Raw genomic sequence first — 14,760 nt, 5'->3', positions numbered from 1 at the left:
ATTGCCAGTTGGCACTGGTCGCGACGGTGCCGCGAAGGCGCTTCCGGACCGCACGTCGAAGATCGGTCCTGGGTCAGCCCGCGCGCCGCAGCACACCGGAAAGGCGGGTGCCCGGCGCGACCGTGTTGAACACCGTGCCGAACTTGCGCACGTTGTCGTGCAGCAGGGCCAGCCGCTGCTCGCTCTCGTCGCTGTCCACCAGGATCTCGTAGTCGATCGATTCCAGCCGTGGCGGCACCTCCTGGCGCACGCCGTGCACGCGCACCTCGACCCCGCGCCACTGGAACTTCAGTATCGGCGTGACCCGCTCGATGCTCTTGATCATGCAGGCCGACAGGGCGGCCAGCAGCAGTTCGGCGGGATTGAACGCATCGAGGCGACCGGACAGAGCCGTGTCCAGCGACAGCTCGGCGCTCTTGCAGCGGGCGACGCTGCCGTGGGCATCGAGACGATGGGCAATGACGTGGAAGCTCAGCTTGCCAGCGGGTTCGGTCATGGGAGTTCTCCGGAATGAGACGGCCGATGGGTCAAACGTAGCCGGGCGCATGCGCCGCGTCGGTTGCCACGCGCGGCAGGCTGAAACTGACCTGCGCGCCGCCCAGCGCGGAGCGGCCGAAGGCCAGCTCGCCGTGGTGCAGGCGGGCGATCGCCCAGGCGATCGACAGCCCCAGGCCGCTGCCCTCGCCGATGCTGCCTTCGGGGCGGTGGAAACGCTCGCCCAGTCGTGCCACGGCGGCGTCCGCGAAGCCGCCGCCGTTGTCGTTCACCTCCAGCGTCACCTGCTCGTCGCGGCCGCCGACGCGCACGTTCACCTGGCCGTGCTCGGGCGCGTGGCGCAGCGCGTTGTCGAGCAGGTTCTGCACCAGGATGTCGAGCAGGCTGCGGCTGCCCAGCACGAAGTCGTTGCCGTCGTGGTCCAGCGACAGCTCGATGGAACGCGCCGCCGCGCGCTCGCTGGCGTCACGCAAGGCCGCTTCGGCCACGCTCGCCAGACGCAGCGGGCCGGCGTCGTCCAGCTCGGCCAGTTTCTCGACCCGCGCCAGCATCAGGAGCTGGGCCACCAGTCGCTGCATGCGGTCCAGCGCCTCCTGCGCGCGCTGCAGGTGCTGCGTGCGCGCGGGCACATCGTCGCCGCGCCCGGCCAGGTCCAGCTCCAGCCGCAGCGCCGCCAGCGGGTGGCGCAGTTCGTGCGCGGCGTCCGCGGTGAAGCGGCGTTCGTGTTCCAGGCTGAGCCGCAGGCGATCGACCAGCTTGTCGATCGCCTCGGTGAAGGGCGCCAGCTCGATCGGCACCCGCGCGTCGGTGAGCGAGGCGGCGCCCGGATCGGCGCCGGCGGACAGGCCGCGCGCCAGCTGGCGCAGCGGTTTCAGCCCGCTGCGCAAACCGGCGAACACGATCGGCGGCACCAGCACCAGCAGCGCGAGCAAGGCCAGCAGCGCCGGCGCCAGCAGCTTGCGCAGCAGCTCGTCGCGCTCGTCCAGCGGCGCGCCGACCTGGACCCAGTACCGATGCTGCGCATCCCAGCGCTGGAATACCCGCCAGCGTCGGTCGTCGTGCACGACCGAATGGAAATGCGCGTCGCCCGGATCGAAACGCAGCAGCGGCAGCTCGGCGCTCTCGACCAGCAGTTCGCCGCGCGCATCGCGCAGCACGATGGCCGGGCGCTGGGCGGTGTCGTCCGAGTCGAGCAGCGGCTTGTCCGGCAGGCGCACCGCGCCGACGCGGGCGACGTCGTCGGGCATCACCGCAAACACGCTGGCGGCGGTGCGCACCAGCATCTGGTCGAAGATCTCATCGACCTCGTGCAGGCTGCGCCAGGCCAACCAGCCGGCGGCGGCGCACCACACCAGCACGATGCCGGCCAGCAGCCGCAGCACCAGCCGCCGGTTGAGCGAGGGGCGGATCACGCGGCGACCCCGCCGGGCGGGTTGATGGCATAGCCGATGCCGCGCAGGGTTCGAATCCAGCCCGGTCCCAGCTTGTGGCGCAGGTGATGGATGTGCACTTCCACCGCGTTGCTGGCCACTTCGCGGTCCCAGCCGTACAGCGCGTCTTCCAGTTGCTCGCGGGAATACGCCCGCCCGGGATGGCGCACCAGCATTTCCAGCAACGCGTACTCGCGGGCGGTCAGCTCCAGCGGCGCGTCGGCAAGCGTGGCGCTGCGCGCGGCCGGGGTGACTTCCAGCGCGCCCACGCGGATCGCCGGCTCGACCTGGCCGTCGGCCCGCCGCAGCAAGGCGCGCAGGCGGGCGGCCAGTTCGTCCAGATGCACCGGCTTGACCACGTAATCGTCGGCGCCGGCATCCAGCCCGGCGACGCGGTCGGCCAGTTCGTCGCGCGCGGTCAGCAGCAGCACCGGGGTGGCGTCCTGGCGGCGGCGCATGCCGGCGATGATCGCCGGGCCGCTGCTGCGCGGCAGGTTCCAGTCCAGCACCGCCGCGGCGTAGCTCGTGTCGGCCAGCGCCGCGGCGGCCTGGTTGCCGTCGGTGATCCAGTCCACCGCATAGCCGAGCTGGCGCAGGCCGTCGGCCAGCGCCTGCCCCAGTGCCCGGTCGTCTTCGGCTAGCAGGATGCGCATGGCCTCATTCTTGTCGCGCGATCGGGCCGCTCACTTGACTTGCAGCAATTGGCGCCGTCTTTTCGCCGGCTGCGGCATCCTGCCCCAGCGCGCGCTTGCGGCCGTGGATCATGGCGGCGACCAGGTTCTCGCCGTAATGCACGCTCTCGCCCACCGCGGCCAGCACGTGCAGCACGACCAGTCCCAGCACGCCGTAGGCCAGCGCTTCGTGCAGCTCCTCCAGCCAGCCCTCACCGAAGAATCGGTCGGTGGTCTGCAGCCAGCCGGTGACGCCGACCAGCAGCACGCCAACGAGCAGGGCCAGGATCATCACGGCGGCCGCCGGATTGTGCCCGAGCTGCCGCCGCGAGCGCCCGGCCAGGCGCTCGCGCAGGTAATCGCGCAGCCGGCGCGGGCCGGGCACCCAGTCGGCGAAGCGCGCGTGCCGCGTGCCGACCCAGCCCCACACGAAACGCACCGCGAGCAGGGCCAGCACGGCGTAGCCGATCCCGCGGTGGACCAGCTCGCCGTCCTCGGTGAAAAAGTTGGCGAGGAACAAGCCCGCCAGCGACCAGTGAAACAGGCGGACCAGCGGGTCCCACACTTTGACCATCGCGTTCATGGCTTGTCCTCGCTAGGGGTCAGGTGACGATCAACCGCCCTTCTTCTTGACGATGCGGCCGTCGGTGGGGTCGAAGTAGATCTCCACGTTCTTGCCGGCCTTGTCCTTGCCGTAGATCTCGTAACAATTGCCCGAGACCTGGAACACCTTGATGGTGTAGCCCTGGTCGAGCACCTTCTGCTTCATCGCCGCTTCGGTCAGCCACTGCGCACGCGGTGCGCTGGTGCATTGCGGTGCGGCGAAGGCGGACGCCGACAGGACGGCGGCGGCGAGGAACAACGGGGCGATGACGATGCGTTTCATGGTGCGTCTCCGGTATCGGCAGGATTGCCTTGGACGGCATTGCAACCGGGACGGCTTATGTGGGTCTTAAGAACCCGAAACGGCGCGCGGGAAGGCTCCCGGGCGCAACACCTCGGGCGGCGCGATCGCCGCCACCGCACGGTCGCGTCCCCCGCGCTTGGCGTCGTACAGCGAGCCGTCGGCGCGCCGGATCAGGTCCTCCGCGGCATCGCCGGGGACCGCCTGCGCCATGCCGATGCTCACCGTGACCGTGCACCGCGGCCAGGCGAAACCGCGGAATGCGTCGAGCAGGCGCGCCGCCACTTCGCCGGCGCCGCTCAAGTCGGTACCCGGCAACAGCAGCACGAACTCCTCGCCGCCGTAGCGCGCGGCCATGTCCGCCGGGCGCAGCGCCGCGCGCAGCAGGTGGCCGGTGATGCGCAGCACCTGGTCGCCGGCCAGGTGGCCGAAGTCGTCGTTGAAGGTCTTGAAGCGGTCCAGATCGAGCATCAGCAGCGAGAACGTCGTGTCGTGCTCGCGCTGCCCGCGCAGCAGGCCGGCCAGCGCCTCGTCGAGCGCGCGCCGGTTGGGCAGCCCGGTGAGGATGTCGGTGCCGGCATCGTTGCGCAACGCGATGCTTTCGCGGCGCTGGCGTTCCAGCTTGTCGAACAGGTTGGCCACCCACCACACCAGCCCGGCCACCGCGCCGCCGCTGAACAGGGCCACGAACACGAAGGCCAGCGCTTCGGGCAGGCCCAGCCAGGACTGCAGCAACTCGAACACGAACGCGAACACCGCCGGCAGCAGCAAGGCCGGCAGCAGCAGCCGCCGCGCCAAGGCGCCGCCCAGCGTGTCGGCGGTGGCCACGCGGGTCAGCCCGAGCGTGGGCGAGGCGCACAGCCAGCCGAGCGTCGCCAGCAGCAGCAACAAAGTGGAGTGCAGCGGCATGCGCCCGAACGGCGTGGCGCCCTTGCCGGCCAGCGCAATGCCATAGGAGGCCAGCCCGCTCATCGCGATGACCAACGCGACCAGGGCCAGCGCGTCGCGCAGGCGCGGCCAGCGTCGCGCCGGCAGCAGGCCCAGCGCACCGAGCAGCACGAAGCCCGCCGCAACCGGTTCGGCCATGCGCCCGGGCCAGCGTCCGGAGTCGTAGGCCGACAGCTCGCCAAGCAGGCGATCAATGCGCAAGTCAACCAGCCACAGATGCTCCGCCAGCGTCGCCGCGCCGAGCGCCAGCACGCCCAACGACAGCCAGCGGCCCATGCCGGACCACGACGGCACCGGATGGTGGCTGAGCAGCAGCGAGCCTCCGCACAACACGAATCCGACCGCCGCAGTCGCGCTCATCGCCGGCTGTCCCGGCCACATCGTGGTCAGCAGCGGACGCTGCGACCACCAGCCGGCGAGCACGACCAGCGCCGTCGCGCAGTCCAGCAACGCAGCTGCACGCGAGAAACGCAGGAACCCGCGCACGGCGCCGAGATCGTGATGGAACGGCACGGTGATCATCGCCACCCTCATGCTCCGGCGAGCCTGCCGTGGTTTCGGCAGTACGACGGCACCAGGCCCACCATGGCACAGTCGGCCGGTGCCCCGACTTGACGACGATCAAGCCGGCGACCGGCGCGTCCTGCCAGAGTCTGCGCCAGCCGCCTGCGCCGTCGAGGAAATGATGTTCATTTACAGCTGCCACGGTGCCGCCAAGCAGGTCACCGGCTCCTGCCACCTGATCACCTGCAACGATCGCCGCGTGCTGATCGACTGCGGCATGTTCCAGGGCAGCGAAGAGGTCGAGCGGGCCAATGCCGAACCGTTCGGCTTCGACCCGGCCAGCATCGACGTGCTGCTGCTGACCCACGCGCACCTGGACCATTGCGGGCGGATTCCGCTGCTGGTGTGCCGGGGCTTTCGCGGCCGCATCGTCACCACCGCCGCCACCCGCGAACTGGCGCGGGTGGTGATGCTCGATTCCGCCGGCCTGCAGGAAGAGGACGCGCGCCGCGCGCAACGCAACAACCGACGCGGCGAGACGGTGGCGCCGCCGCTGTACACCCTGGACGACGCGCTGCACGCGCTGGACTTCTTCGGCCCGGATGTCGGCTACGACGAAACCGTGCAGGTCACCGATGGCATCCGCGCCCGCTTTCTCGATGCCGGCCACATCCTCGGCTCGGCCTCGATCCTGCTGCAGATCGACGACGGCGAGAAGCAACGGCGCATGCTGTTTTCCGGCGACCTCGGCAACCCGGGTCGCCCGCTGCTGCGCGACCCGACGCCCGCCCCACCAGCCGACTACGTGGTGATGGAAAGCACCTACGGCGACCGTCCGCACCGCTCGGTGCCGGACTCGGTGGACGAGATGTACCAGGCCATCCGCGACACGGTGAACCGGCGCGGCAACGTGGTGATCCCCACCTTTGCGCTGGAGCGCACCCAGGAAATTCTCTACTACCTGCACCGCGGCATCGCCGACGGCGCGATCCCGCCGCACGTGCGGGTGTTCCTGGATTCGCCGATGGCGATCTCCGCCACCGAAATCTTCCGTCGCCACCCGGAATGCTTCGACGACGGCTTCCTCGCCGAGCTGCGGCACGGCGACCCGTTCGCCATGCCCGGCCTGCACTTCACCCGCGAGACGGCCGAGTCGATGGCGATCAACAACGTCGACGGCGGCGCGATCATCCTGGCCGGCTCGGGCATGTGCAACGGTGGTCGCGTGCGCCACCACCTCAAGCACAACCTGTGGCGCGAGCGCTGCAGCGTGGTGTTCGTCGGCTATGCGGCGGAAGGCACGCTGGCGCGGCGGATCATCGACGGGGCGCCCAGCGTGCGCGTGTTCAACGAGGAGATCCCGGTACGCGCGCAGGTGTGGACCATCAACGGCTTCTCCGCGCACGCCGACCGGCCCTCGCTGCTGGCCTGGCTGGGCGACGCGCCGCGGCGCAAGGTATTCCTGGTACACGGCGAATACGGCCGCGGCATGCGCGTGATGCAGGAGGTGCTGGCCGGGCGCGGCATCGCCTGCCAGCTGCCTGGCCTGCACGAGCCGATCAAGCTCGACTGAAGCCGCCGGCGGCCGGACAACCGAACGAAACACGACACGCCGCGCAGTTGACGCTGGTCAAAGAGACGCTGGCCGCAGGTGCGCAGACTGGGTCCGCCGCCTGTCGCCCCAAGGGAAGGCGGCCGTCTCACGTCGAGAGCAAATCATGATGAAGCGGATCCATCTTCCGTGCTTCCCTGCGCGCCACGACCTCCATGCCATGGTGCTCCCGTCGCCCGGCAGCGGCACCGAGCGCGCGCGTGCGACCCGGTCCCTGTGGCGCGCCGTGCCGTGGCTGCTGCTGGGTGCGTGGCTGGCGATCCTGCCAACGCAGAATGCCTCGGCCATGCCCGAGTTCGCGCGCCGCTACAGCCTCAGCTGCGTCGCCTGCCACTCCGCCTTCCCGCGCCTCAACAAGTTCGGCGAGATCTTCGCCAAGAACAACATGCGTCTGCCGAACTGGATGGAAACCTCCGCCCAGCTCAACGACGATCGGCTCGGGCTGCCCGACCACGTGCCGCTTGCCATCCGCGCCCAGGCCTATCTGCAGGGCCGCCAGGGCCAGGCGATCGACCCGATCAGCGGCGCCCGCCAATCCGCCGCGACCGACTTCCAGTCGCCGTACCTGCTCAAGCTGCTGTCCAGCGCGCCGCTGAGCAAGAACATCACCTATTACTTCTACGCGATCATGGGGGAGAAGGGCGGCAACGGCGAAATCCTGGTGGAGGACGCCTGGTTCCGCCATGCCGACATCTTCGGCAGCGGCATCGGCATGATGCTCGGCCAGTTCTCGCTGTCCGACTCGATGTTCCCGCGCGAGATCCGCCTGCCGTTCCAGGATTACATGGTCTACCGCATGGCCGGCGTCACCTACGATCGCGGCGTGCTGTTCGACCGCGACATCGGACGCTTCGGGATCGACCTCGGCTTCACCAACGGCAACGGCATCACCGACAATTTCAAGATCAACGGCACCGGCTATTCGCGGCCGGACCGGATGTTCGACAGCGACAGTTCCAAGACCACCTTCGCCCACATCGGCACCGACATCGGCCCGGTGGCGGTGGGCGTCTTCGGCGCCGCGGGCAAGCAGCGCGGCGCCGCCGGTCCGGCCGGCATGGACAAGAGCCGGCGCAACACCGACAAGCGCGTCGTCGGCCTGGACGCGTCCGGCGACATCGGCGCCAACACCCACTGGTACACGCAATACCTGTGGAACGACTGGGACGGCTTCCTCGATGCCGACCCGACGCGCAACTACCGCTGGAGCGGCGGCTTCGCCGGCGTGGACTGGATCCCCGATGACCGCTGGGCGTTCTCCGCGCTGTACAACCGCGCCAGCGCCGGCGACCTGGCGCATACCAACACCATCTTCGAAGGCATCGACATCAACAGCCTGAGCCTGACCGCGTCGTATTACTTCATGCGCAACGTCAAGGGCATCATCGAGCTCAACGTCGATTTCCAGAACCGAACCCGGCCCACCGGCCCCTACTTCACCGGCCACCTGAGCAGCGAGAACTACATCCTGTTCGGCTTCGACACGGCGTTCTGACGTGCGCTCCCGTCGCTTCCCCACGCGGTCATCCGTGCACCTCGCGGTGCTGATGCTGGTGCTGGCCGCCGCCGGCAACGCGCAGGCGCAGGCGTTGCAGGTGGGCACCCTTCGCGTCGAATCGACGCCGTCGGGCGCGGCGGTCGAGCTGATCGGCGGCAAGGCCGGCGTCACGCCGCTGACGATCACCGAGCGCGACATCTACCCGAACAGCTACCCGGACGCCCGCGCCGAACGCTACGGCATGATCACCCTGCGCCACGCCGGCTGCGAGCCGTTGACCCATCGGGTGACGCTGGACGACCTCAAGCAGGACCTGCACCTGCGCCTGGACTGCATCGCGTCGGCGTCGACGCCCGCGGCCAGCCGGGCGCCCGCGCCGCCGGCAGCCCCGGCGACGCTGCCGCCGGCCCCGGTGCCATCCGTGCCGCAACGACGGCTGCGCCAGCTCGAGGTGCTGCAGGAGCTGCTGGACGAAGGCCTGATCACCCCGGCCGAGGAACAGCGCGTGCGTCGACGGATCCTGCAGCCAGTCACCCAGCCGGGCCACTGAAAGAGCCCGCAGCCGCCCGTCACCGGCGAGGCGGCAGCGTCGTCCCGCCGTAGTGAAGTCCGCCGCTCGTGCCGTGCGTGTCGAAAGTGCACATCCGCTTGACCTGGATCAGAAGCGCCGCCTGCCGCCATCCCTATAGTCGACGCGACTGACGCGGATTCCTCGGGGGAGGGACGCGCGGTTTCCGAGGCTTCCCGGCAAGCTTCGAACCGTAGGGGAGAGTCGCATGTCGCAGCGGATTTCGGATCTGACGCTTTCGGTGCTGGCCTGCGTGGCGGCGTTCTGGCTGTCCTGGCCTTTCTGGCGCGATTTCGAGTACTGGCCCGAATCGCACCTCGCGTGGTGGATCTACTTCGCCGTCGGCTTCGTGCTGGCGGTGTGGGTGTTCTGCATGTTCATCGGCAGCCTGCGCATCCTGTTCCTGCACGACACCCAGGCCACGCCGCCTTCCGTCGACGACAAGGGGAGCCGGCCATGAGCTGCGGATCGGGTGACAGCAGTTGCGAAAAACCGCGGCGCCGCGCCGCGCTGGTTTTGCTGGGCCTCATGGCGCTGATCTTCATCGCCTTGTCGGTGTTCTCCTTCCTGCCCTCGCGCGGGCAGGCCACCCCCGACACGGTGAGCTTCGGCCCGTACCAGGCCAACGACGGCAAGCGCGTGTTCCAGGCCTACAACTGCATGGGCTGCCACACCATGGTCGGCAACGGCGCCTATCTGGGGCCGGACCTCACCGAGGTGTACAAGCACGCCGGACCGGCGTGGCTGGCGGCGTTCCTGCCCTCGGCCGGCGGCTGGCCGACCGAGGCGGCGGTGCGCGCCCAGCTGCTTGATCCGAACCAGCACGCCGACACCGGCACCGACACCATCGACGCCTACCTGCAGAAATATCCCGGTGCGGCGGCCCGCATCCAGCGACGCGGCGGCGGCACCACGCTGATGCCGAACCTGCCACTGAGCAAGGACGAGATCGGCCAGCTGATCGCCTACCTCAAGTACACCTCGGCGATGAACACCGAGGGCTGGCCACCAAAGGTCGAGGCCGGCACGCTGGACCGCCGCCTGCAATTGGCGCACGGCCCAATCGCGCTGGCGCAGGTCGTGCCTGCGGTGGCTGCGGCGACAACGCCGGTGGCAAGCGATCCGGCCGCATTGGGCGCGCAACTGGTCAAGGATTACGGCTGCGTGGCCTGCCATGCCAGCGACGACAAGAAGCTGGTGGGACCAGGCTGGGGCGGCCTGTATGAGTCCAGCGTGAGCCTGGCCGACGGCGGCAAGGTCAGCGCCGACGATGCCTACCTGGCCGAATCGATCCGCCAGCCAAACGCGAAGATCGTGGCCGGTTATCCGCCGGGCGTGATGCCGGCCTACGACACCCTGCTCAAGACCGAAGAAGTCAACGCCATCGTGGCCTACCTCCACACGCTGGAGAAGCAGTGATGCAGACCGAATACCAGACCCAACGCCTGAGCCTGCGCTTTTTCATGCTGATGCTGGTGCTGTTCGTGGTGCAGGTGATCTACGGCATGATCCTGGCCGCGCAGCAGGTCGACCCGACCATCCTGCAAGGCTGGCTCAACTTCAACGTCGCCCGCGCCGAGCATCTCAACCTGGGCATCATGTGGATCGTGTGCGGCTTCATCGGCGCGATCCTGTTCGTGGCGCCACTGCTGGCGAAGCGCGAGCTGGTGGCGCCGTGGCTGGTCAAGTTCCTGTTCTACGCGGTCATCGGCATCGTGGTCTGGAACTTCTTCACCCAGTTCCTGGCCGAGCGCGGCATCGCCGGCTGGTGGCTGGGGCAACCGTGGCTGCAGCAGGGGCTTGAGTATCTGGAAGCCGGGCGCATCGCCGGCCTGCTGATCCTGGTCGGCTTCCTGATCCTGGCCTTCGTGGTGCTGCGCACGTTCCCGCGCGTGCGCGAATGGAACGAGGTGCACTGGGGCCTGGGCCTGGGCGTCGGCGCGCTGGCGGTGGTGTGGGTGTTCGGCCTGTTCTACGTGGCGCGGCTGGACCTGCAGGAATACTTCCGCTGGTTCGTGGTGCACTACTGGGTGGAAGGCGTGTGGGAGGTGATCCACATCAGCCTGATCGGCTACTTCCTGGTGCTGATGTTCAAGGCCGACGTGAAGTCGGTGGGCTTCGCGGTGTTCTGGGGCATCGCGCTGGTGTGGCTGTCCGGACTGATCGGCAACGCGCACCACTACTTCTGGATCGGCACGCCGGAGTTCTGGCAATTCTGGGGCTCGCTGTTCAGCGCGCTGGAGCCGCTGCCGCTGGTGTTCTGCTTCTGGCACATCTACCTGGACGCGCACACCAACAAGCGCCCGCTGGAGAACGCGCCGGCGTTCTACTTCCTGCTCGGCTCGACCGTGCTGGAGCTGGTCGGCGCGGGCATCCTCGGCTTCGTGATGACCTTCGCGCTGACCAACGTGTGGTCGCACGGCACCTGGGTCACCGCCGGGCACGCGCACCTGGCGCTGTTCGGCACCTTCGGCATGCTCGGCATCGCCGCGGCGTATTACGCCACGCCGATCCTGCGCAAGGTGCCGCAGTTCGATCCGCGCCTGGGCAAGCTCGGTTTCTGGCTGGTGTTCACCGGCGTGCTGGGCATGGCGTTCGCGTTCGCCATCGGCGGCACGGTGCAGGTCTATGTCTATCGCATCCTGGGGCTTGACTGGTTCGGCGGCGACGTCAACCGCGCGATGGGCACCTACAAGGTCATGCTGCCGCTGTTCGGCCTGGTGCTGAGCACCGGCGCCGGCGTGCTGGCGTACGACCTGTTCACCCTGGGCCGGCGCATGCGTCCGCAGGCTGCCGTCGACGCCGAAACGACCCCGCATCCGGCCACCGGCTGGCGGCGGCCACTGACCGGATTCGAAGCCGGCATCTGGCTGCTGCTGATGTGGCTGTTCGGCACGATCATCACGCTCGGCCTGCTCAGCTTCAACCTGCCGCACGTGCGCGTGGCGGGCGACCCCACCCTGCCCTACATGCTGGCCGGCGTGGGCTACCCGGGCCTGCTGCTGGTCACCCTGCTGTTCGTGTGGCGCTTCATCGCCTCGCTGGAAGCGCGGGCCAGCGCACCGGCCATCTCGCCGCTGCTGCGGGTACTGCCGGCGCAGGGCTGAGCGCCGACACCGGAAACGGTGGCAAGGAGCAACGGGGAAGGCCGTCGGGGGAGACCCCGCGGCCTTTTCCCTTGGTCCCGGTCACCGCCTTCCGCCGCACGTTCACCGGCGCCATCGCACCGACAGCGGTGGCGGTGGCGACCTAGCGCATCGCGAAAAACTCCCGGTGGAAATGCCGCTCCACCGGAAATCCCTGCCCGGCCAGATCGCGCCTCAATGCGTCGCCGAAGCCTGTCGGCCCGCAGAACCAGATGCTCGCCTCGCGCCATTCGGGCACGGCGGCCCGTATGCGCTCGCCCGTCGGGTAGCCGTCACGCGCGTCGATCAGCACGTGCAGCCGCACGTTGGCGGAGCGGGCGTCACCCGCCAGCCGGTCGAGTGCTTCCTCATCGACATCCGCGGTGCTGTGGAAGAGATCGATCTTCTGGCCTTCGGGCCAATCCCGATCCTCTTTCTGCCACGCCATGTGCTTCATGCGCCCGATGAAAGGGGTGATGCCGATGCCGCCGCCGACCCAGATCTGGCGCGGGCGGCCGTCGTCGAACGTGAAACACCCATACGGACCCTCGACCTTCACGGCCTGCTCCACGCGCAGCCTCTCGTGGAGGCGATGCGTATGGTCGCCCAGATCCTTGACCACGAAGGTGATCCTGGGGATTTCCTTCCGCCAGCCGGAGGCAATGGTGTAGGGGTGCGCGCCATCGGCGGGGTCCGCGGTGACGAAGGCGAACTGGCCCGGCTTGTGGCCCGGCCACCCCTGCACCTCGGTTTCGATTTCGAGCGCATTCACCCCGTCGAAATGGTGCAACAAGGTGATTCTCCCCTCCACCTGCGAGCGCGTGCCCACCCGGCGCAACAGCACCACGATGGCCGCCCAGCTGCCGCAGGCGAGCAACACCGCAGTCAGCCAGCCGAGCGGCGTCGCCCAGTAGCCGAACTTCAACAGCACGACCGCATGGAAGACCAAGGCAAGCCAGCCGCCGGCAAGCAGGCGATGCGTCCGGTAGAACCAGTGGTACGGAAAACGCCGGATCAGGGCCAGCACGATCAGCACGGCGACGGCGTAGAAAACCCATTCGCCCACGCTCTCCGCGGCGCCGCGCTGGCTCGACAGCAGGGACGCCACCGGGTTGTCGGGCTTGCCCCGCATGCCACGCGCCGGGCGTTCCAGCCAGCCCCAACCCACCGCCCATTTCGGCGCCTGCGCCCATAGCCAATGGATGATGGCAACGACCAGCGCGGCGATGCCGAGCCATTTGTGCATGCGGTACATCTTGTCGAGGCCGCCCAGCCACTGCTCGGGCCATCGCGGCCGCAGCGCCAGGACCATCGCCAGGCTCATGCACCCGATCGCCACGAAACCCGTCAGTTGCAACATCGCATCGCGCAGGCCGAAGAAGGTGCCCGAGCGGAACATGGTGGGCTCGACGACGAGCCACGGCAGGACCAGGAAGGCGAGCGTCCCCCAGAATGCACGCTTGAGGTTACGCATGTGGCCCCTTGCAGCCGTCGCGATGCAGGAGCACTTCGCAGGCCGCCGACGCTCGCCGCGTGCTGCGTCCGCCGCCGGGGCCGGCGGCGTCGGCGCATGGCCTCACGAGGCCTGTCCGCCCCGTCCTGGCAGCATGCGTCGCAAGGTGTCGTCGCGATTCACGTAGTGGTGCACCAGCGCGGCCACCGCATGCAGGCCGACCAGGTAATAGCCCACCGTGCCGATGGTTTCGTGGATCTCCTTCAGCGAATCGGCAAGCGCCTTGTCCGCACCCACCAGCGCCGGCAGCTGCAGTCCGAAGAACGGGATCGGCTTGCCCGAAGCGCTGAGGGTGAGCCAGCCGAGCAGCGGCATCGCGATCAGGAAGGCGTACAGCGCCAGGTGCATCAGCGCGGCCAGGCGCTCCTGCCACACCGGCGGTGCCGGCCGGATCGGCGGGATCGGGCCCGACACCAGGCGGATCGCCAGCCGCACGAAGATCAGCGCGAGCACGCTCAGGCCCAGCATGAAGTGCCAGGTTTTCAGTCCGTCGCGCAGGTCGCTGCCGCGCGGGTAGAACTCGCGCAGCTCGATGCAGGCGTACACGGCAACCAGCAACAGCAGCATCAGCCAGTGCATGCCGATCGACAGCGAGCCGTAGCGGTCAGTGGTGTTTTTCCAGTTCACGGCAATCTCCGCAGGTGGTGTCTCGGCGGCCTCGATCCGGCCCATGCCGGCAGCCTGCGACGAACGGTGCCAGCGTGATTTGATCCCCGTCAAATGCGCGCGAACAGCGCCACGGCAGCGGCCGATTGCCGCATGCCTGCGCGCCTGTCCAAATTGACCGCGGTCAACTCGGACCCGCACGACCCGGCGTAGAACTGATCCGGCAAGGCTGCGCCGAGTGGCCGTCCATCCGGCACGAATGAGCATCACGCTGCACCATCGGGAACCGCCCATGTCCGAGATCCGTTCCGCCGACCACCACACTGCTTCCGCCACGCCGTTCGGCGCCATCGAAGGCACCCACTGGATCGAGACCCTGAACGACGGCAGCCCGGTGCTGATCCGCCCGCTGCGCCCGGAGGATCGCCAGCGCGAAACGGCTTTCATCAAGCGCTTGTCGGAGCAGGCTTGCCGCTTCCGCTTCCTGGGCAAATTGAAGGAAGCCAGCCCGGCCCTGCTCGACCAGCTGATGGATGTCGACCAGCGCAGCCGCATGGCCTTCGTCGCGCTCGCCCACGACAACGGCGAACTGCGCATGGTCGGCGTCAGCCGCTACGGCGCCAGCGGCGACGAGAAGCAGTGCGAATGCGCGGTGACGGTGGCCGACGACTGGCGCCAGCGCGGCCTCGCCGTGCTGTTGATGCGGCGCCTGATCGACATCGCGCGCAAGAACGGCTTCCACACCATGTTCTCGATCGATGCCGCGGAGAACGAACCGATGCGCGAACTGGCCGGCTACCTCGGCTTCCAGCGCCGGCTCGACCCGGACGACGGCACGCAGGTGATCCACACCCTGGATCTTTGAACGACGCCGAACCCGGGCCGC

At 68.9% G+C, this 14,760-nt stretch carries 15 protein-coding genes; 7 read left to right on the top strand and 8 right to left on the bottom strand.

What is annotated here, in order from left to right; translation table 11 throughout:
- Nucleotides 1–73: 73 nt before the first annotated feature.
- From ACVCMB_RS15350 to ACVCMB_RS15325, 6 genes are all read right to left on the bottom strand, one after another.
- Nucleotides 74–496 carry an OsmC family protein gene (locus ACVCMB_RS15350; protein WP_395116430.1) on the bottom strand — a complete coding sequence of 141 codons (423 nt, stop codon included), beginning with the start codon at nt 494–496 and terminating at the stop codon, nt 74–76.
- Between the two features lie 31 nt (nt 497–527).
- The gene (locus tag ACVCMB_RS15345) at nt 528–1,907 is read right to left on the bottom strand and encodes an ATP-binding protein (RefSeq protein WP_447105590.1); all 1,380 of its coding nucleotides are present in this window, start codon (nt 1,905–1,907) and stop codon (nt 528–530) included.
- On the bottom strand, nt 1,904–2,578 hold the full coding sequence (locus ACVCMB_RS15340) for a winged helix-turn-helix domain-containing protein (RefSeq protein ID WP_447105589.1): 675 nt from the start codon (nt 2,576–2,578) through the stop codon (nt 1,904–1,906). The genes ACVCMB_RS15345 and ACVCMB_RS15340 overlap by 4 nt, the downstream gene beginning before the upstream one ends.
- Nucleotides 2,579–2,582: 4 nt before the next feature.
- Complete coding sequence (locus ACVCMB_RS15335) at nt 2,583–3,179, bottom strand: cytochrome b/b6 domain-containing protein (RefSeq protein ID WP_447105588.1); 597 nt, start codon at nt 3,177–3,179, stop codon at nt 2,583–2,585.
- Nucleotides 3,180–3,209: 30 nt separating this feature from the next.
- Nucleotides 3,210–3,482, bottom strand: a complete 273-nt coding sequence (locus ACVCMB_RS15330; protein WP_056081726.1) for a PepSY domain-containing protein — start codon at nt 3,480–3,482, stop codon at nt 3,210–3,212.
- Nucleotides 3,483–3,548: 66 nt separating this feature from the next.
- Nucleotides 3,549–4,970 (bottom strand): diguanylate cyclase, encoded by a 1,422-nt coding sequence (locus ACVCMB_RS15325; protein WP_447107183.1) that lies wholly within the window; start codon nt 4,968–4,970, stop codon nt 3,549–3,551.
- A gap of 163 nt (nt 4,971–5,133) precedes the next feature.
- Here ACVCMB_RS15325 and ACVCMB_RS15320 point away from each other — a divergent pair, with 163 nt between their 5' ends.
- From ACVCMB_RS15320 to ACVCMB_RS15295, 6 genes are all read left to right on the top strand, one after another.
- Nucleotides 5,134–6,525, top strand: a complete 1,392-nt coding sequence (locus tag ACVCMB_RS15320; protein WP_447105587.1) for an MBL fold metallo-hydrolase — start codon at nt 5,134–5,136, stop codon at nt 6,523–6,525.
- A 145-nt stretch (nt 6,526–6,670) separates the two neighbouring features.
- A complete protein-coding gene (locus tag ACVCMB_RS15315; RefSeq protein WP_447105586.1) occupies nt 6,671–8,059 on the top strand; it encodes a hypothetical protein in 1,389 nt (462 codons plus the stop codon).
- Nucleotide 8,060: 1 nt separating this feature from the next.
- Nucleotides 8,061–8,612, top strand: a complete 552-nt coding sequence (locus tag ACVCMB_RS15310; protein WP_447105585.1) for a hypothetical protein — start codon at nt 8,061–8,063, stop codon at nt 8,610–8,612.
- Between the two features lie 226 nt (nt 8,613–8,838).
- On the top strand, nt 8,839–9,090 hold the full coding sequence (locus ACVCMB_RS15305; RefSeq protein ID WP_447105584.1) for a hypothetical protein: 252 nt from the start codon (nt 8,839–8,841) through the stop codon (nt 9,088–9,090).
- Entirely contained in the window at nt 9,087–10,049 is a 963-nt protein-coding gene (locus tag ACVCMB_RS15300) for a c-type cytochrome (RefSeq protein WP_447105583.1), read from the top strand. The genes ACVCMB_RS15305 and ACVCMB_RS15300 overlap by 4 nt, the downstream gene beginning before the upstream one ends.
- Nucleotides 10,049–11,737 (top strand): cbb3-type cytochrome c oxidase subunit I, encoded by a 1,689-nt coding sequence (locus ACVCMB_RS15295; RefSeq protein ID WP_447105582.1) that lies wholly within the window; start codon nt 10,049–10,051, stop codon nt 11,735–11,737. Before ACVCMB_RS15300 ends, ACVCMB_RS15295 begins: the two co-directional genes overlap by 1 nt.
- A gap of 142 nt (nt 11,738–11,879) precedes the next feature.
- On the opposite strand, the gene ACVCMB_RS15290 is transcribed toward ACVCMB_RS15295, so the two are convergent.
- Together ACVCMB_RS15290 and ACVCMB_RS15285 are read right to left on the bottom strand one after the other, a co-directional pair.
- Complete coding sequence (locus ACVCMB_RS15290; RefSeq protein ID WP_447105581.1) at nt 11,880–13,229, bottom strand: ferredoxin reductase family protein; 1,350 nt, start codon at nt 13,227–13,229, stop codon at nt 11,880–11,882.
- Between the two features lie 102 nt (nt 13,230–13,331).
- Nucleotides 13,332–13,895 carry a cytochrome b gene (locus tag ACVCMB_RS15285; RefSeq protein WP_447105580.1) on the bottom strand — a complete coding sequence of 188 codons (564 nt, stop codon included), beginning with the start codon at nt 13,893–13,895 and terminating at the stop codon, nt 13,332–13,334.
- Nucleotides 13,896–14,166: 271 nt separating this feature from the next.
- Here ACVCMB_RS15285 and ACVCMB_RS15280 point away from each other — a divergent pair, with 271 nt between their 5' ends.
- Nucleotides 14,167–14,739: a GNAT family N-acetyltransferase gene (locus ACVCMB_RS15280; RefSeq protein WP_136257633.1), complete on the top strand. Its 573-nt coding sequence runs from the start codon at nt 14,167–14,169 to the stop codon at nt 14,737–14,739.
- The last annotated feature ends 21 nt before the right edge of the window (nt 14,740–14,760 follow it).

The organism is Rhodanobacter sp. UC4443_H10 (genome assembly GCF_052978325.1).
This window is presented reverse-complemented; position numbering and strand designations above follow the sequence as displayed.

Coding starts and splice junctions, on each gene's coding strand:
- ACVCMB_RS15350 (WP_395116430.1), bottom strand. CDS start 496: ATGACCGAACCCGCTGGCAAGCTGAGCTTCCACGTCATTGCCCATCGT.
- ACVCMB_RS15340 (WP_447105589.1), bottom strand. CDS start 2,578: ATGCGCATCCTGCTAGCCGAAGACGACCGGGCACTGGGGCAGGCGCTG.
- ACVCMB_RS15335 (WP_447105588.1), bottom strand. CDS start 3,179: ATGAACGCGATGGTCAAAGTGTGGGACCCGCTGGTCCGCCTGTTTCAC.
- ACVCMB_RS15330 (WP_056081726.1), bottom strand. CDS start 3,482: ATGAAACGCATCGTCATCGCCCCGTTGTTCCTCGCCGCCGCCGTCCTG.
- ACVCMB_RS15325 (WP_447107183.1), bottom strand. CDS start 4,970: ATGATCACCGTGCCGTTCCATCACGATCTCGGCGCCGTGCGCGGGTTC.
- ACVCMB_RS15320 (WP_447105587.1), top strand. CDS start 5,134: ATGTTCATTTACAGCTGCCACGGTGCCGCCAAGCAGGTCACCGGCTCC.
- ACVCMB_RS15315 (WP_447105586.1), top strand. CDS start 6,671: ATGATGAAGCGGATCCATCTTCCGTGCTTCCCTGCGCGCCACGACCTC.
- ACVCMB_RS15305 (WP_447105584.1), top strand. CDS start 8,839: ATGTCGCAGCGGATTTCGGATCTGACGCTTTCGGTGCTGGCCTGCGTG.
- ACVCMB_RS15300 (WP_447105583.1), top strand. CDS start 9,087: ATGAGCTGCGGATCGGGTGACAGCAGTTGCGAAAAACCGCGGCGCCGC.
- ACVCMB_RS15295 (WP_447105582.1), top strand. CDS start 10,049: ATGCAGACCGAATACCAGACCCAACGCCTGAGCCTGCGCTTTTTCATG.
- ACVCMB_RS15290 (WP_447105581.1), bottom strand. CDS start 13,229: ATGCGTAACCTCAAGCGTGCATTCTGGGGGACGCTCGCCTTCCTGGTC.
- ACVCMB_RS15280 (WP_136257633.1), top strand. CDS start 14,167: ATGTCCGAGATCCGTTCCGCCGACCACCACACTGCTTCCGCCACGCCG.